Source organism: Streptomyces sp. NPDC001204 (assembly GCF_053598035.1).
The window spans coordinates 46488-64393 of record NZ_JBSFJL010000022.1; the positions used below are offsets into that span (position 1 = coordinate 46488).

At 70.8% G+C, this 17906-nt stretch carries 9 protein-coding genes and 3 pseudogenes; 7 read left to right on the top strand and 5 right to left on the bottom strand.

What is annotated here, in order from left to right:
- Positions 1-118: 118 nt before the first annotated feature.
- Entirely contained in the window at positions 119-895 is a 777-nt protein-coding gene (locus ACWC91_RS27010) for a hypothetical protein (RefSeq protein WP_390876837.1), read from the bottom strand.
- 62 nt (positions 896-957) lie between these two features.
- On the bottom strand, positions 958-1707 hold the full coding sequence (locus ACWC91_RS27015; protein WP_390876838.1) for a transposase family protein: 750 nt from the start codon (positions 1705-1707) through the stop codon (positions 958-960).
- A 117-nt stretch (positions 1708-1824) separates the two neighbouring features.
- Between ACWC91_RS27015 and ACWC91_RS27020 the strand changes: the two are divergent.
- Positions 1825-2055 (top strand): annotated as a pseudogene (locus tag ACWC91_RS27020) (SUKH-3 domain-containing protein); the annotation flags it as partial.
- Positions 2056-2225: 170 nt separating this feature from the next.
- On the opposite strand, the gene ACWC91_RS27025 reads toward ACWC91_RS27020, so the two are convergent.
- Positions 2226-5558, bottom strand: coding sequence for a CHAT domain-containing protein (locus ACWC91_RS27025; protein ID WP_390876839.1), 3333 nt, complete (start codon positions 5556-5558; stop codon positions 2226-2228).
- Positions 5559-5769: 211 nt separating this feature from the next.
- Here ACWC91_RS27025 and ACWC91_RS27030 point away from each other — a divergent pair, with 211 nt between their 5' ends.
- Positions 5770-7107, top strand: a complete 1338-nt coding sequence (locus tag ACWC91_RS27030) for a hypothetical protein (RefSeq protein ID WP_390876840.1) — start codon at positions 5770-5772, stop codon at positions 7105-7107.
- The gene (locus tag ACWC91_RS27035; RefSeq protein ID WP_450640077.1) at positions 7068-12026 is read left to right on the top strand and encodes a CHAT domain-containing protein; all 4959 of its coding nucleotides are present in this window, start codon (positions 7068-7070) and stop codon (positions 12024-12026) included. Before ACWC91_RS27030 ends, ACWC91_RS27035 begins: the two co-directional genes overlap by 40 nt.
- 43 nt (positions 12027-12069) lie before the next feature.
- Here ACWC91_RS27035 and ACWC91_RS27040 read toward each other — a convergent pair whose 3' ends face one another.
- Positions 12070-12597: a Pycsar system effector family protein gene (locus ACWC91_RS27040; protein WP_390876842.1), complete on the bottom strand. Its 528-nt coding sequence runs from the start codon at positions 12595-12597 to the stop codon at positions 12070-12072.
- 182 nt (positions 12598-12779) lie between these two features.
- Positions 12780-13133 carry an AbfB domain-containing protein gene (locus ACWC91_RS27045; protein WP_390876899.1) on the bottom strand — a complete coding sequence of 118 codons (354 nt, stop codon included), beginning with the start codon at positions 13131-13133 and terminating at the stop codon, positions 12780-12782.
- A 218-nt stretch (positions 13134-13351) separates the two neighbouring features.
- Between ACWC91_RS27045 and ACWC91_RS27050 the strand changes: the two are divergent.
- The 4 genes and pseudogenes from ACWC91_RS27050 to ACWC91_RS27065 form a co-directional block, all read left to right on the top strand.
- Positions 13352-13576 (top strand): annotated as a pseudogene (locus tag ACWC91_RS27050) (IS256 family transposase); the annotation flags it as partial.
- Positions 13577-13606: 30 nt separating this feature from the next.
- Positions 13607-14408: pseudogene (locus tag ACWC91_RS27055) on the top strand (alpha/beta fold hydrolase).
- Between the two features lie 150 nt (positions 14409-14558).
- On the top strand, positions 14559-14705 hold the full coding sequence (locus ACWC91_RS27060; protein ID WP_390876843.1) for a hypothetical protein: 147 nt from the start codon (positions 14559-14561) through the stop codon (positions 14703-14705).
- 291 nt (positions 14706-14996) lie between these two features.
- The gene (locus ACWC91_RS27065; protein WP_390876844.1) at positions 14997-17777 is read left to right on the top strand and encodes a protein kinase domain-containing protein; all 2781 of its coding nucleotides are present in this window, start codon (positions 14997-14999) and stop codon (positions 17775-17777) included.
- Positions 17778-17906 lie beyond the last annotated feature (129 nt).

The window sequence follows — 17906 nt, forward strand, 5'->3', positions numbered from 1 at the left end:
GTGCCTGTCCCACCGGGCCTCGAAACCCCGCACCTGGCCAGCGAGGAAGACCGGCCCGGCGCCATGGATGACCGCGATGCCGAGCGTCTGGTAGTTATCTCTTCACGCTCCTGTCGCCTCAAGCGTCATGAGGCGCGGGGTCAGGCCGGGGCGTCGCCCGGGGCTGGGCGGTGCCGAACAGGTCGGGATGGTCTACATCGTCCTTCCAGTAGCCGTAACGGTCACCGAGCACGGACAGCAGTGCCTGGGGGTCGACAGGGCTGCGGCGAATGACGAGGTCAAGGTTACGGACCGTGGCCAGGGTGGCGGTATGCAAGTGCGAGTGGAGGGCGGATTCAGTGAACGCTTCGACTGGTACAGGCGGGTCCTCGGGGCGCTCCGAAGCGGTCATGACAGCGTGGAGCTGGCTGAGGCGTTCTGCAGAATCATTGAGGGCCGGCTGGAGACCCTTCCGCTGGATACGGCGGTTTCCGACCAGATTGACGATGGCGGTCAGCAGGTGCCAGTCACGCCAGCCCTGTTCACGCAGCCGCGCGGCCGTGCGCTGGAAGACGGGATCAGCGCCCAGGCGCGCAAGTGTGAAACGGACCATCGGCAGCATGCGTGCATAGCGAGTACGGACGGCGTCGAGTGCTGCGCCACGCTCGTAGCCGGGGCCGGGCCCGGTCTTGGCCTGCAGGGCGGTCGAAGTGGGCTGTCCTTTGCTGGGGCTGGCGCCTCCGACGGCCGGATCGGCCAAGGCGGCCATGGCCGCGTAGTCGTCAGAGGTGAGGAAGTCGGCCAGCTCGTCGTAGGGGCGGCCGGCGGCAAGTTTGTGCCACAGTCCGCTGGTGAACGCCTGGTCGAGGAGTTTCATGAAGGCTTCGTCCGGCAGCAGTGACTGAGTGAGCAGCACGCTGACCACCGTGGCAAGCAGGGGCGCAGGAGATGAAGCGGGATCTGGAGCACTGAGGTCTTTCAGCGTTGCCGCTCCAGGGTGAGGACTGCGGCGGCGATTGACGTCATTCGATTCGGGCTGCACCGGGACTTGCGGAAGATGCGCCAGGACTTCAGTCGTGCGATGCCGCGCTCGACCGGGGCCCGGGCTGCGGACAGCGCGCGGTTGACGCTTTGCTGGGTGGGTGTGAGATCGCGGCCCGGCGGGCGTCTGAGGGGTGTCGTCACCCAGGGGCCGGCTCCCATATAGGCCCGGTCGGCGAGGATGGGGATGCCCTGGCGTTCGCAGATCCGGATGATCCGGTGGGTGCGGGCCGCGGTGAGGTCGTGTGCGCGGCCGGGCAGTGCGGGCGAGATCCACAGCAGCTGCCCGACCGGGTCGGTCACCACCTGCACGTTCACCCCGTGCCGACGGTGCTTGTGGGAGAAGTCGGCCCGGCTGTCGCCGACCCTGTCGCACTCCGCCAGGGTGCCGTCGAGCAATACGTAGTCCGGATCCGCCTCGCGCAGAGCGCGCAGCAGGCCGGGGGCGCGGTCGGCGAGCAGGTCGACGACGGCTGTCGTGTAGGCGTGGGCGGTGCCGACGGAGATGCCGAACCCGGCGGCGAGCTGAGTGAGGGTGTCGTGCCGGCGCAGGTACACCAGGCCGACCAGGGCACGCTGGTGCGGTGGGAGCTTGCAGCGGCGGTCACCCTCGCGGGCGACAATGAGCATGGTCACCCACTCGACCAGGGCATGGGGCAGGTCGAGTGCGGCAGAATACGGAACCAACGCGGCTCCTGTGCCTGTGGGTTGAGACTTCGAACACCTCCCCCAACGGCACGGGAGCCTCGTGCGTTGTGGGCATCGATCCCCTCACCCGATCAGTGGCCACACTGAAAGAGCTCACTGCGCGCAGCAGGCTGGCGACCGGGACGGCACGTCGCGATCGACCACTGGCGCAAGACGCTCGAGAAGACCGGCCTGGTCCGCATGCACGATGCCGCTGAAGCCTTCCTGGCAGAGTTCGGTGGCCTGGACGTCCAGATCAGCGGACCCGGGATCACCTGCGCCAAGACCCCCCTTCAACTTCGACCCGGACAACCTGATCGGCGAGGAAGACCGCTTCGCCGACTGGAGTCACACCATCGGGCGCGCCATCTGCTCCTTGTGCGGGAAACAAATCTGTACCTGCACGGCGTTGTTGATTTTCGGCGTGATCGAACTGCTCCGGGAGGAAGCTGCCTTGTCGACATCCGCCTCGTCCGCCCCCGGGGACCGACCGGACAACTGAGCTTCCCCCCCCTTTGTCAGCGGCCGAAGTGCACATGGGCCGCCCAGAGGCTCGGGGACAGCGGATGCCGGGCTCTCACGGCGGCTACAGCTGTGTGCAGTGCCCGAGCCGAGGCGGTGGGGTCCGGTGGCCTGGTGCCCTCCGCCGTCAGCTGTGTGTAGACAGTTTCAGCGATGCGCGTGCCGGCGGTTCCCTGCACCTTCCACAGGCTGCCGATGACGCTGCGATACCCGGCGGTCTGGAAGGCCGCCGTGATGTGCAGCGCCTCATCGGCGAACCTCGGCGCTGTGTCGGTCGTTTCGCAGGCGGAGAGATAGGCCAGGTCCGCGTGGGGGATGTCGAGCCGGGAGACGTCGGCCACCGTGAGCGCCCGCGCCTGGTGGTCGTGGAGCAGGAGCCTGCTGTAACCCCGGCCGCGTAGGTCGCTGACCCCATGGCAGACGAAGTGGGCCACTGAGCTGCGGCGCAGGGCCGCCGTCACCGCGGTGTGGGTGGCATCCGGCCCGTACAGGGGCGTTGCGTCGGGGAGGAGGCGCTCCAGGGCGGCGCACTCCGCTTCGGCCGAACGCAGGGCCGGTGCGCCCGGTGTGTCCGGCAGCCCGACGATCAGGGTGCCGCCTTCGGGGCGTCGGTCGGCAGGCGGAGGGTCGTCGGCGCCCGGCCCGCCGTCGGGGCCCGTCGCCCGGCGTGCGTACGCCAGCGCCCCGATGGTGGGGGTGTACGAGGTGGCCGCGCGATCGAGGACCGAGGGCCCGCGCCCGGCCTCGGCGTACCGCTCGGCCACGTGCAACGGGAGGAAGGCCATGATGCCCACCGGACACCACCACAGTCTGGGCAGGGCTGTTCCCCCGGGCGGCGGGACGCTCATGCCGCAGGCGTCCAGCACGGGCGAGGCGACCCTGTCCCACAGGTCGCCGAGCACCTTGCTCAGGTCCCGCTGGGCCGTCTTCCGGCCGCCATAGCTCGGTTCGCCGTAGACGCGCCTACAGGCCGACCGCAGCCGTACCACCAGGTCCAGCGCGATGTCCCACGAGAGACCGGTCAGTTCGACGACGTCGACGGGCCGATCACCTTCCGGACGCAGGACCAGCGCGTCGCTGCGCAGGGGGCCCGCGTAGATGGTGACGACGGGTCCCTCGGCGGCCTGCGCGCGCAGTTCACCGAATGTGGGCGGCAGCAGAAAGCGTGAGAAGTCGTCGTGGGACCGCCTGATACGGGCCAGCAGATCCGTCCAGTCGTCCGCGAATTCCTTGCGGCGCCTGGCGGCGGCGCGGTCGGAGAGGGCGGGGTCGAGACCGGAGCCGGTGGCCGTGGGCGAGAGGCTTTCCGCCGCCTGGGTCCGGGAGCGGAGAGCTCGGAACTCCTCGGCGAGGCCCGGTTCACGGTCCTCCAGCGCGTCCAACGGGGTCCGGGTTCCCACCAGTTCCGACTGGAGCAGCGCGCGTGCCTGCTCCAGCAGTTCCAGGGCGCGTCCGGGCCGTCCTGCGGCGGTGGCGGCGCCCGCCGCGTCCGCGGCCAGCCCGGCCACCGCGCCGAGGCCGGATTCCCGGTCCTCTCGCAGGAGTTCGCGGGGCGCGATCCTCGGCAGCAGATCGACGGCCCGTTCGAAGGCGGCGAGGGCGTCGGTGTGGTTCCCGGCCAGGTAGGCCGCCCGGCCGGCCAGCCGCGCGGCCGCGATACGGTCCTCCGCCCTCGCATCATGACGTGCGGCGACGCGTTCCGTCAGCTCGTCGTGGGCCTCTTCGAGTGCCGCGCGGCCTCGGTCCCGGTCGGGATGGGCGGTGCCGAGAGCGAACAGCGCCTGGCCGAGCGTACGTACCGCGGCAGGCATCAACGTGGATCCCGCGGGCAACATGGTCACCGCTCCGCGGGCCGAGGCCACCGCCTCCTCGAGGTGCGTCACGCTGCCCGGCGGTAGCGCCTCCCCTTCCGGCCCCGCCTCGCACAGGGACTGGGACAGGATCAGCAACCCGCCGGCCCGGTCCGGATTGTCCTCGTCCAGCGCGGCCACGGCCGAGCGGCAGATGTCGACGGCCTCCCGTGCGGCCGCGGGGTCCCGGCCGCTCCGAGCCGTCTCCAGCAGCAGCCGCGCGAGGTCGTACAGGTTCCCGGCGTGATGGGGGTGGTCGGGCGGGTAGCAGGTGACGGCGAGCCGTGCCAGTGTGACGGCCTCGGCCAGTGGTTCGGGGTCCTGTTCGCGGGTGGAGAGCACGTGGAGCGCGTTGACTAGCCGGTTCATCACCATCACGCGGTGGGCCTGCCCCTCTCTGGTGGCGGCCAGGGCCCGGCGGCCCGCCTCGACCGCCCACAGCAGGGACTGCAGGTCGCCGTCCCGGTCGTGGCGCCACCGAAGGGCGAGGCACAGATCCGCGAGGGCCATCGCGGCCCTGGGCCCGTCCGCCGCCTCGCGCGCGACGGTGGAGGTGTGGCGGACGTACTCCTCGAGGTGTGTGTCGTCGCCGGTGTCGGTGTACAGCAGGCGCAGGGACGCCGCGAGACCGGACAAGCACAGGGTGCGGTCCAAGGGGTCGCCGCCGACGGTTTCCACCGCGTTCCGCGCGGCGGTGAGCGAGGCGTCCATCAGCGCGCGGTCACCGGTGCGAGCGGCCAACGCCCGCAGTGCGTTGCCGTGGTTGGACAGGGCGACCGCCCGGCGCGGGTCTTCGGCGGCGAAGGCCGCGATCGTCGCCACCCCCATCATGGTCGCCTCGTCCACCAGGCCGTCGTCGTCGGTTCGTGTGAACAGGGACACCAGCGCGTTCTGTAGATTGCCCGTCACGATGGCGCGCAGCGGCCCCTGCCGGTCCCGGGTGAGCGCCTCCGCCTTCCTGCCCACCGCCACCGCCTCGTCCAGCGCGGCGCGTTCGCGGATGTTCTCGCAGTACAGCGAGTGGAGGGCGTTGCAGAAGTTGGCCATGCGCCCCGGTAGGTTGCGGTCACCCGGATCGGAGCATCGTACGGCCTCGCGGTTCACCTCGACGGCCTCGGTCAACAGGTGTGTGCCGCCCTGACGTTGATGGAGTTCCTCCAAGGCCGATCCGAGGTTCGACAGCAGGGCGGCCTTCGACGGCTGGCCCGCCGCCGCGTCGCGGCTCCTCGCCGCTCTCCCGGTCTCGACGGCCTCGACCAGAAGCGCGATCTCGCCGGTGCGCGCGAACAGGATCTGCAGGGCACCGGTCAACTGAAAGTGAAGGGTGTCCCGCGCGTCGGCGGCAGCGACGGCTCTCCTCAGTACGCGGACGATGCGCCGAAGGACGTCGAGATCCCCTGTGCGCCCGTACGCGTCCATCAGTTCGTCGAGGGACTGCTGATCCGACCTGTCGAAGCCGTCGGACTCGGGAACCGTCATATGCGTCCTGTCTTCGTCGAGTTTCCGTCCCCCCGGTAACTACCTTCCGTATTGCCTACACTGCACAGAGCGAGCCATGCAGCGAAACGGTCCAGGTGTGGATGGTCATCGACGCGTGGGGCCGACGGGCCCGCGTGCGAACGGAAGCGAGCCGTTTATGGAGTTCCCGCCCGAACCCGTCGAGGGATTTTCGGAGTTATCGTCCGAGGACGTGCAACCGCTGGCGAAGGTGGGGCTGTTCCTGAGGGACGACGTCCGCTCCTGGGAACCGCATCCCACGGGGGCCGTGGTCGGCAACATCGTCTTCCACGGCTGGCAGGTACGGGCGCTGCCGGGTAGGTCGCTCGAACTGCCGGGCCGTGACGCGTATCTGGTCAAGGCGCGCTACGACGTGGACTTCGACCCGGAGGTGCCGGGGCCTCGATGGGCCGAGGCGGGCTTCTCGTTCGACGCCGGGGACCTCATTGTCACCGCCGCGCTGCCCACCAGTGTGGCCGGGCCCGAGCCGGCGCGGACGTACGTACTGACGCACGACCTTGATTTCGCCCTGCCGGACACCGACGGCCCTGGCGGCGCGGGCTCGCGCGGCGACAGAGGCGGAAGCGGCGGCGGGACGCTGGCGCGAGTGCCGCTCCCCGCCCTCACGCCGGACATCACCGTCTTCGGGGTCGGGGGACGCGCCTGTCGCTGGCGGCATCGCGCGGTGGACGGCGGCGAGGTACGCCTGGGCTCGCACGTCGGCTGGTTTGTCCTTCTGGCGCCGACCGGCTGTGACGAGGTGCACGTCACGGCGAGGGCGGGCTACAACCTCACCGAGGAGGCTGCGATGGGGATGCAACCCCATGCCGGCAGGGACGAGTTCACCGTACGGCTTCCGATCCCGGAGGTGCCCGAGCCGTCGGTGCCGCCGTCGCAGGGCTCGACGCGGCAGCTCGTCCACGGGACGGCGGTCACCGCGGAGGCCCTCAGGGGTTCCACCGAAACGCGCATGGGCTTCGGTGTCGACGTGGTCGGGTACTCCGACCGCGACGCCCTGGGCCGGGAGGCACTGCAGACCCGTCTGGACCGGCTCGTACGCGTGGTCCTCGGCGACATCGGCTTCGACCTGGTCGGTCTGGAGCACCAGCGCAACGGGGACGGCATGAACGTCGTCCTGCCCCTGGACACCGACATCACCCGGGCGCTCCCGGGGCTGGTCAACGCGATGGGAGCCCAGCTCCGCGAGGACAACGAGCGCCACGACGACCGGATGCGGCTACGGATGGCCTGCGACGTCGGCACGTTCAAGAAGGGCGCCAACGGCTACGAGGGCGAGGCGGTCCTGAGCTTCTGCCGCCTGCTGGACAGCCTCCCGCTGCGCGATGCCCTCAAGGCCCACGAGGGCGCCGAACTGGGCGTGCTGATCAGCCAGTTCCTCTACGGACAGGTTCTCACTCCGGGCTATCCCGGGTTGAACCGGGAGGAGTTCACCAGGGTGACCGCCGTGGTGAAGCACTATCAGGCGGACGCGTGGCTGTACACGTCACCGAGTGCCGGGAGCGCGGAATGACCCACCCGCTCTCCGAGCGCGCGGATCTGCTCGCAGCCGTTCGCGCGTACACAGACGCCGCCGTCGACGACGACGGGGCTGGCGGAGCCACCGGGGCCGACTCCCTCGCGGCTCTCGGACGCCTGCTGGCCCAGGTCGGCGACCTCTTCGACGACGTGGAAGCGGCTGTCGCGGCGGGGCAGTTGCATCTCCGGCGCGCCGCGGTGCGGGAGACGGACGAGGACGCCGCGCAAGCGGACCTGCGGACGGCGGCCTGGTACTTCCTGTCTGTGATCGCGGAGGGTGTGGCGGATCCGCCCCGGGCCGTCATCGACTTCTACGCGCGTGCCGCAGTCTCGGATGTGCCCGGCGCCGGGCCGCCGACCGCCCCCGGGCTTTCCCTCCGTGCTTGCCAGGACCGGGTGGTGACGGCGATGAAACGACACGGGGCGGGCTCCCGGGGCGGCGCAGCCCTGCGGCCGGCCCTGTTCGTCCTCCGGCACCTCGCGGCGACCTCGACAACAGGCACCGACCAGCGGGCGGCCTGGCTGTCCAACCTCTCGGGTGCTCTGCTCACGCTCTACCGCCAGGAGGGTGAGGCGGGGCTGCTGGACGAAGCCGTCGCGGCGGCACGCGAAGCCGTCCGTACGACCGAGACCGCGGCCACGGGCACCAGTCACGTCGGCGGCACCGGCACGGACACCTCCACCGGCACCACCGTGCAGGACGGATCGTCCGCCGCCCCGTCGGACCACGACCTGGTGGAGCACGACCTGGCGGACCGCCTGATGAACCTCATCGGGGCGCTGCACGCCCGCTACGGCCGAACCGGCTCCCCGGAGGATCTGCGGGACGCCCTGGAAGCCGGCCGCAAGGCCGCCTCCCTCGATTCCGCACCTGTCCAGAGCCGGGCACGTAATCTCAGCAACCTCTCCCTGGCGCTCCTGTCCCACTTCGAGAGGACCGATGACGAGGAGGCGCTCGTCGAGGCGGCGAGTCACGCCCGGCAGGCCGTCGCCCTCGTGCCCGAAGGCCCCGGGACCGCCCTGCTACTCACCAACCTCTCCGCCGTTCTGGGGTCGTTGGGGTCCCGGAACACGGACGCCGACATGCTCCGGGAGTCCGTGGACGCGGCCAGAAGGGCCGTGCTCCGCGGTGGTGACGCTCTCGACGGCCCCGAGGATTTCGTGCTCCCGCTCGCCCAGGCCCTCTTCGAGCTGTACGAGACGACCTACGACACGACTGTCCTCGACGAGTGTGCGGCGGTCTGCCGCGCGGCGCTCGTCTCACTGCCCGCGCACCACCCCGAGCGGTACCGCTATCTGCTGAGGCTCGGACGGACTCTGCGCGCGCAGGCACACTCCGCGGCAGGCGACGCCGCGGTGCTGTCCGACGCGGTCGACACCCTCAGGGAAGCGGCGGCGGCCACACCGCCCGGTAGCCCGGGCAGGGCGAACACCCTCGGGAACCTGATGCTCGCCCTGCAGGACGTCTACGACGGAACCGGTGATCCCCGGGCTCTGGACGAGGCGATCAACACCGGTCGGCTCGCCGCGGAGGCCGCCGCCCAGGGCGATCCCGCACTTCTCAAGATCCAGGGCAATCTCGCCAACTCCCTGCTCGACCGCTACCGTCGGGCCGGCGACATGACGGACCTCGACGAAGCGGTGGAGATCGGTCACCGCGCCGTGGCCACGATTCCTCCCGGCCATCGTGACGAGGCCGGCCATCTCACCTCGTTGGCACACCAGTTACTCGTCCGCTATCAGGCGACGGGAGACCCGTCGGCCCTGACGGAGAGCATCGCCGCCGCGCGACGTGCGGTGGACAGGGCGAGCGCGGGCGGCGCCACCGCTGTCGCCGCGTGGTCCAACCTGTCCGTCGCGCTGGCGACGCTCTTCGAACGGACCGGATCGCTGGAGGCCCTCGACGAAGCGGTGGCCCTCAGGCGGGAGACGGTCCGCGCGACACCCGTCGGCTCACCAGCGCTCGCGGGACGGCTCTCCAATCTCACCGGGGTGCTCCGGATGGTCTACGACCACACCGGGAGCCGTGCCGCGCTGGAGGAAGCCGCGGACTGTGCGCGCCGGCTCATGTCGACGCTCACACCGGGGCAGGCGGAGTACCCCCTGCGCATGGCGAACACGGCCACCACGCTCCATCAGTGGAGCGAAGTGGCTCATGACAACGAGGCGGGCGAGGAAGCCGTGACCGCCGCCGGCTTGGCGGTGGACGCCGTGCCGGAGACCCACACAGCGCGACCGGCTCTGCTGAGCAACCACTGCGGCATCCTCCTCGCCCGCTACCGGCGGACCGGAGTTCTCGCCCAGCTCACCGATGCCTGGAACGCGGCCCGCGCGGCGGTCCGCACCGCGCACCCCGACGATCCGGACCGGCCGCTCTACCTGCTGAACCTCGCGATGGCGTCACGGTCCCGGCACGAGCGCACGGGCGATCCCGACGTACTGCGCGAAGGCATGGGCGCGGCCGAGGAGGCACTGCGCCTCGCTCCTGCCGGACATCCGCTCAGGCCTCAACTCCTATCCCAGATGAGCCTGGGGCTGCAGGCCCGCTACCAGCGGAGCGGTGAGCTGCGACATCTGACCGAGTCGGTCAAGGCGGCACGCGAGGCCGTCCTCTCGTGCCCGTCCGACCACCCGGACCATGCCATGTACCAGTCGAACCTTTCCGCGGCCCTGCAGATACTGCACCAACGGCAGGACCCGCCGGACGCCGCGCACACGATCGGCGAAGCGGTCACCGCCGCCCGTGCGGCGGTCGTCGTCACCGAGTTCGGCGATCCCGACCTGCCCGCCCTCCTCTCCCATCTGTGCGGGGCGTTGATGTTCCAGTACGCCTTCACCGGCGGTCTGCGGGAGCTGGCCGCCGCCGTCACCGCCGGCCGCCGGGCCGTCGCCCTCTCCCCGCCCGGCCACCCCGACCAGACGCACCGGCTCGCCAATCTCACGGCCGCATGGCGGCTGCGGTACCGTCACGACGCCTCGCCCAGGGCTCTCCGCGAGGCGGTGGCCACCGCCCGCCGCGCTGTGGTGTCCCTCGCCCTCGACCACCCTGACGAGGCCTCCGTCCTGACCGGCTGCGCCGCCGCGCTGCGGACCGCGTACCGGGCCGGTGCGGGTCGAGCGGAGCTGGAAGAAGCCCTGCGCCTCCTCTACCGGGCGGCGCTCTCCACGGTCAGCCCGGTCGGGGACCGGCTCAGGGCGGCCCGTGCCCTCGGCCGTGCCGCCCTCGAGGCCGACGAGACCGGCCGGGCCCTGAAGGCCTACGAGAGCGCGGTCGACCTGCTCGGGCAGCTGGCTCCCTGGCGGTTGTCGCGCGCGGACAGGGAGTTCGGTCTCGGGGAGATGGAGGGACTGGGAAGTGAGGCCGCCGGGGCGGCGCTGAGCTGCGGTGATCCCGGGCGGGCCGTCGAACTGCTGGAGCAGGCGCGCGGTGTGATGCTCAACCAGACCCTCGACATGCGCGGCGACGTCGACGAGCTACGGGCGACCTGTCCGGACCTGGCCGACGCGTTCGAAGCGCTCCGGGCAAGGCGGGACGCCGCCGACCACATCAGCCTCGCTGAGCAGTTCGGCGAGACGTCCGGGGCGCAGGACGGCGGATCCGGCGATCCCGACGGCGTGAACGGCCCTGGCGAGGCCGTACGGCGCATCGCCGCCGAACGGACCGCGATGGACTCGGAATGGCACGCGCTCCTCTCCCGCATCCGGGCCCTTCCCGGCCTGGAGGGCTTTCTTGGCAGCCCCGACCTGGAAACACTGCGACGGCAGGCCGAACACGGCTTTGTGATCATGCTGGCGGTCAGCAGGCACCGAGGGGACGCCCTGGTACTCACCTCGGATCCGCACTCCCCTGTCATCGTCGTCGGCCTCCCCGAAGTGACCGAGAACCGAGTGATCGACTGGGCTGACCGGCTCCTCGGGGGACGAGTGCCGGGCTCCCCGCCGGTGACCGACTACGCGCAGGCCAAGCGGCGCATGCGGGATCTGGTCGAGCTGCTGGAGTGGCAGTGGGACCATGTCGCGGGGCCCGTGCTGGAGCGGATCGGCCTCACCCGCTCCCTTCGGCCGGACGACGACCCCGGTGAGTGGCCGAGGATCTGGTGGTGCCCGGCCGGTGTCACGGCCTTTCTGCCCTGGCACGCTTCGGGCCACCACCAGGAGGGCGGAGCGCGGGGCGGGACCGCGCGCACCGTCATGGACCGCGCGGTCTCCTCCTGGACGCCGACCGTCCGGGCCCTGGCCCACGCGAGGCGCCTGCCCGGCGCCGCCGCGTCCAGGAGCGGACAGGGCGCCCTGCTGGTCGAGATGGCACAGCCGGCCGGAACGGCCCGCCCGTTGCGGCACGTGGAGACCGAGACCGAACACATCGTCGGCCTGCTGCCCGGCGCGACCCGGATCGGGCCTCCGCACAACACACCGCGGACCGTGCTGGACGCGTTGCCCGCCCACCCGGTGGTGCACTTCGCTTGCCACGCCGTCAGCGAGTGGGGCTCTCCGGGGCGCAGCGGACTCCTGCTGAGCGACCGCGACGGGTACGGCGACGGGGGTGGCAGCGGCACGGCGCGCCTCACGGTCGACGCGATCTCCTCACGGCACATCGCGGGTGCCGAACTCGCCTATCTCTCGGCGTGCAGTACCTCGCTGACCAACCAGAGGCTGGCGGACGAGTCCGTTCACATCACGGCCGGATTCATGCTCTGCGGCTACCGCCACGTGATCGGCACCCTCTGGCCCGTCGACGACACGATGGCCGGAGAGATCGCCGTCGACTTCTACACCCGGCTGGCGGGAGACGACGGCGCGGGCCTGCGGACGGAGAGCGCGGCGCACGCGCTGCACCTCGGCCTGCACCAGGGGAGGGCGAAACGCCCGTGGGCGCCGTCGCTCTGGGCGGCGCATCTGCACACCGGGGCCTGAGCTGGCTGTGTCGTGCTCCGGGTGGCGCGGTCATCGCCGGCGATCAGGCGAGTACTGCGGCGATGACCACGAGCATCAAGCCGAGCGCGAAGAAGGCGAGCGACATCTGGACGTGCCGGTGCTTGCTCCAGGCGATCTTGCTCATGACGATGAGCTGACGGCTGAGGACTGGGAGCAGGGTGTGGGTGCGCCTCAGTGACTCCGCCAACTCCGCCGCCTCACGGTGCATCAGGTGGCCGAAGTAGACGAAGTTGTCGGAGGCCTCGGCCTGCATCCTGGGGGCACGAAGACGGGGTACGACGACGAGTACCGCGAAGACAGCCCCGATTAGGATGAGCGTGCTGCCGGCCCACAGCAGGCAACGGGGTCCCCACCCGCGCAGATCGCCGAAGATGTTGCCGTTTCCGGAGAGTGCGATGATCCCGGCCGCGGCCGCCGATTCGAGGGTGAGCGCGAACGCGGCCTTGGCATCGACCCGGGCTGTCCACTCCCCGACCGCCCCGTGAATCCGCCAGGCCGTCTCCACGGCCTTCTCCTCGGTCTCGGGGCTCGCTCCGCTCGGTTGGGACATCAGGTCTCGCACCGGTGAGAGGCTCGGCAGATCATCGGCAAGTGTTCTCCTCACGAACGGCGCCGGCCCGGCCCGTGAGGTCCGGGGCCGGTCGGCGTATCCCTATGGCGTGTGCTCCTGATTGGCATACCCAGTTCCGGGCGGACATTAGCGAGTACGCGGTCCACACACGGGGTCGTGGGTCAGTGACCGACGTGGAACGTGGCCTGATTACGCTCCGCCGCCGTGGCGACCGGGTCGACCCGCAGGGTGTCACCGGCGTGCCGGATGTAGCGGTCCGGGGAGTTGTGCGCACGAAACGAGGACCAGGTGGGGTCGGCCAGTCCCGGGGTCCGGTGGAATGTGGCGTCCTGGCCGAACGTGGCGGTGCCGTCGTGGGCGTCCAGCCTCAGGGCGTGGTCGTGGTGCCGCAGATGGCGGGCCGGGTCGCCCGTCCCCGACCGCCGCGACCCGCGAAGTCGCGGTGGATGTCCAAACCGATGAACCGCCCCACTGTCCGCCTCCCTGTGCCGACTTGAACCTGATGCGGGAGTCAGCTGGGCGAAACGACACCTACGGAATCGCGCTCACGACGCAGCCAGGCAAGTCGCAGGGGCGGCCATCTACAAAGGCGGGCTCGCAGTCCATCGTTCAAGATCGGCCTGCCCATGCTGATTCCCCGGGCACCCCTTGTCCTGACGGTCGCACCGTACAACCGGGCCGAAACCCGGTCACCAGGACACGGACAGCGGCACCCACGACTTTCATACTTGGTACGAACCCCATCGAGTCCACGTTCTCCACCGTCCGGCTGCGGACCAAGGTCACTCGCGGCGCCGGCTCCCGCACCGCAGCCCTGGCGATGGTCTTCAAGCTCGTCGAGTCCGCCCAGGCCCGGTGGCGGGCCGTGAACGCGCCCCACCTCGTCGCCCTCGTCCGGGCAGGCGCCCGCTTTGAACGCGGCCGGCTCGTCAAACGCCCCGAGGCGGTTGCAGCATGATCGAGGCCAGCCGATTCCCTGGGGGCCAATGTGACATGGTCTGAACACGTGGTGGTGCGAGACGGCGTCCGGCTTGCCTGCCGGGACTGGGGCGGGCCGGGACAGCCCATCGTGTTGCTGCACGGCCTGGCCGGTCACGCGGGTGAATGGGACGTGCTGGCCGGGCGCTTGAGCTCCCGGTATCGAGTCGTCGCGGTCGACCAGCGCGGGCACGGCGCCAGCGAGCGCCACCCGCAGGACGCCTCCCGCGCCGCCTACGTCGCCGACGTCATCGCCGTTGTCGATCAGCTGGCGCTGCAGCGGCCCGTCCTGGTCGGCCAGTCGCTGGGCGGACACACCACCATGCTCACCGCCGCCGCACATCCCGGGCGCGTCCGCGCGCTCGTGCTCGTCGAGGCCGGCCCCGGCGGTCCGAACCCGAACGGCCCCGCGGACATCGGCAGATGGCTCGACTCGTGGCCGACACCGTTTCCCTCACGCGAAGCGGTAGCCGCATTCCTCGGCGGCGGACCGGTCGGCGCGGGCTGGGCGGCCGGGCTGGAAGAACGCGAGGGCGGATGGTGGCCCCGCTTCGACCGGGACGTGATGGTCCGCTCGCTGGCGGAGAACGCCCGGCGTTCCTTCCGGCACGGGTGGGGGCAGGTCGCCTGCCCCCACCCTGGTCGTCCTGGCCCAATCCAGCTTCATCCCCGCGCAGGAAGCCGACGAGATGCTCCGGCAGCGACCCGCCACCATGGCCATGAGCATCCCCGGCACCGGCCACGACCTGCACCTGGAACAGCCCGAGATCCTGCACACCGCGCTCTCGGGCTTCCTCGAGGGCCTCACTTGAGAACTTCTGCGCGGCCACAACGACACCAAGGGCAGACCGGCAGATAGCCACCGATCCACAGGTCTTGACAATTACTCCGGCCGCACTGTGGAGCCGCTTCGGCTCCTTCTCTTGCATAGGCTGCAGCAGCCGGACACGATCGTCCTCGGAATGGCCCTCGCCCGCAGAGCGCTCGATGCCGGCGCGGCATTCATCGTCGCGGCTGTGGCCAGCAAGCTCTCGGCAGACGGATGCCACCGTGCTGTCGAAGCCCTGCAGCGCATCTTCGACGAGGTCGACGAAAGCGTGTACCAGTAAGAACGCGCGCTGGCCGCTCAGCACCGCCTGGGAACCGGGATGGTCGCCCAGCCTCCAAAGGCGCCCGGCCAGCCGTGGCAGGCCATCGGCGAGGACGAGGCGATCGTGGCGCCTCTCCGGGGCTCGTCTGGTGCTTCCGTCCGTCGGGGCCGCCGGGACCGGTCATGCTCGCCGGCCCCGACGCCCAGGTGGACGAAACTCCGTGATCACCATGCGTCGTGTTCTGTCTGTGCGCAACAATCGGTCCTTCGGGGCGTGATGCCCGGTGGGCACGATGCACGGGGTGGACCGATGGAGGATATACGGGAGCTGCTGGCCGAGTACGGGCAGTGCCACAGCACTGAACTGTCCGAGTCGGACAGGCACCGACTCCTTGGCGACGTGGTTGTGGCTCTGATCCGGCGCACCGACGAGGAAGCGACGGTGGATTACCGCGTGCCGGATGAACCGGCCGTGTTTTTCGAACTCGACGGACGCGACTACGCGATCACCGTGCTGTCGGCTTCTGGACCCGATGTGCCCGAGGCCGCCCGGGCCGCAGTGCGGGCTCGCGATCAGCGGGGTCTTGGGCCGGGGGTGCGCTGGGTTCTTGTGTGCGCGCGGACTCCCGGCCGTGCGGTGGACGATGCCCTGCGCGCGGCCCTGGGCATGCAGGGCGTGCTCTTGGACCAGGACTACTTGGAGGCAGCCGTGTGCGGGCTTGCCCCGCTCGCAACGCTGATCCGTGCCGCCTTCCGCGCGCCGCGGCCGCCGTACACGCCGCTGCAGGAGATCCTGTTGAAGGAGCCGGAGGTATCGGCTCCGTTGCTGTCCCTGTCGTCCCGTCCGTCCGGACCGGTCACCGTGCCGTCCCGGACGGCGCCGGGCATCGTGGCCTCCGTGGTTCTGGCCAGGGAAGACTGGCCGCTGCGTCCGAGCGGCCTTGCCTGGGAGTCGCCGGAGCGGGCGCTGGTCACCACCGAGTGCGGGCTTGCGGAGGTGGATCTGCAGCGGGGCGGGCTTCGGTGGCGGCTGCCGCTGCCCGACGTGCACGGTGCCGCCGTCGTGCTGCCGGATGGAGCCGTATGTGTGCTGTGCGGGCCGGCGGTGGTGATGTGGCATGGCGGCGTGCTGCGGGTGGTGGGCGGTGGGTTCGAGGCGAACGCCAGCCTGCTGATCGGCCCCGATGGGGGTGTGTGGGTGCTGTCCGGATCCGGGGCGACGCTCGGCGCTGCCACCGGCTCGACTCTCGCGCTGACCCGGCTCGGCGACAAGGTAGGCGATCAGCAGCGGTTTTCCATCGCCTTCGACGCGGCGGTGCGGTCGGCCGCTTGGCTGGACGGGCGGCGCTTCCTCCTTGCTGCCGGCGGGCACAGCGCCGTCGTTGACCTCTCCGTCAGCACGAGCGCCGGCGGGCGGGAGGACTGGATGCTGACCCCGGTGTCCTACCCGGGGCACGTGGCGCGTGGCGGCAGCAATGCCGTCCTGGTGGCCGGGCGGGCTGGCTCCGGCATCGGCGTGGAATTGCACACCCTCGACGCGGCAGCCCGCAAGAGCGAGCCGACCGCCGAGGTACAGCTCGGCGAGGTGCTGGGCCTGGCCCAGAGCCCGGAGGGCGGGCCCGCCTACCTGCTGGGCGCGCTGCCGACGAACGACATCGGCGCCATCCACCCCGTCCTGATGAAAATCACCGGCCACTTCCCTGCCGGGTCGCACGCGGTCGAGGAGCAGCCGCCGGCGCACGCCGCCGATCCGTACGCCGCGGTACGCCAGGAGGCCCGCGGCGAGCGCAACGACTACGCCTTGGAGAAGTTCCCTCTTCCAGGCGGCGACAAGGGCGGCATGGGCGTCGTCCACGAGGCCGTCCACAAACCGACGAACACTGTCGTTGCGTTCAAGAAGTCGAAGTCGCTGCGCGAGAAATTGACCGCGCGGATGCGGCGTGAGATCGAGGCCGCCCAGATGCTTGGCGGCAACCGCCACGTCATGCCGGTCCTCGACTTCAGCTCGCGAGCCGAGTGGTTCGTCATGCCGCTGGCCCAAGGCACCGCCGAGCAACGCCAGCAGGAACTGCAGCACGACGGCGACGAACTGCGGGCCCTGGTGGACGCGGTCGCGGCTGCCCTGGCCGACGCCCACCGTCTCGGCTACCTGCACCGGGACATCAAGCCGGCCAACATCCTGCATCTCGACGGCCGGTGGGTCCTCGGCGACTGGGGCATCGTGCGCCGACCCCGCGGTCAGACAACCAGCCCCGGGCGCACCGGCCGGGAGATCGGCACGCTCGAGTTCGGTGCCCCCGAGTTGTCCGTCGATCCGCACAACGCGAGTCCCTCCAGCGATATCTACAGCCTGGGAAGGGTCATCGGCTGGCTGCTGACGGGCACCAAACCCGAGGCGAACGTGCCCCTGCTTCCGCCGCACGGCAGTCCCTGGCGTGCGGTCGTGAGGCAGTGCACCTTCCGTGAGCCATCGAACCGCCCGCAGACCATCGACGAATTCCTCGACCTGGCCGAGCGCGAGATGGCCTCGCCCCTGGAGCTGCCGATTGCGCGGGCGCAGCAGCTTCTGCAAGGAGCCGAGGAGGGGGACGCCGAGGCAGCTCGCCGGCTGCTCGCGCTCGTTGCCGACCACGGCGGCGACTACGAGCTGTACCTGGACGCCCTGCCGCGCCTGGGCATGGACATCGCCGCACCACTCCTGCTCGCCAACACCGAACAAGCCCACGCCCTGGTCCAGGCGATGACCGGGCACGTGCACGGCGACGGCACCAGCTGGCCCAAGTGGGACGAATTCAAGCGGGCCATCGCGTGGCTGCGCGGCGTCGCACGCCACGCCGCCCGTGAAGAGGAGTGGGATCTGCTGGAGGATGCGGCCCGCGGCATGTGCACCTGGGACGCGGCGTCCAACGAGTTCGACCAGCAGATCGCAACCCGGGACTGGCTGCGCCAACTGCGCGGCCAGGCCGCTCAGATCCTCGCCGCTGTACTGCGGGAACACCCCGGAAGCGCGCGCTACTACGACGAACTGACTAGCGAGCGCTCCGTGGACATGGCCATCCGCAGTGCCATCGCCTCCGCGACCAGCCGCTGACCGCAGGATCATCCGACGCGACGGCCTTCTGTGAGCTTGTTACAGGTACCAGGGTGTCGGTGGAGCAGGCGGGCAGGGCGAGGACGGTGACGGCGGTGAGACCGAGGGCGGTGGTGGCGACGCGAACGT

Coding starts and splice junctions, on each gene's coding strand:
- ACWC91_RS27025 (WP_390876839.1), bottom strand. CDS start 5,558: ATGACGGTTCCCGAGTCCGACGGCTTCGACAGGTCGGATCAGCAGTCC.
- ACWC91_RS27040 (WP_390876842.1), bottom strand. CDS start 12,597: ATGTCCCAACCGAGCGGAGCGAGCCCCGAGACCGAGGAGAAGGCCGTG.
- ACWC91_RS27060 (WP_390876843.1), top strand. CDS start 14,559: ATGGCCCTCGCCCGCAGAGCGCTCGATGCCGGCGCGGCATTCATCGTC.
- ACWC91_RS27065 (WP_390876844.1), top strand. CDS start 14,997: ATGGAGGATATACGGGAGCTGCTGGCCGAGTACGGGCAGTGCCACAGC.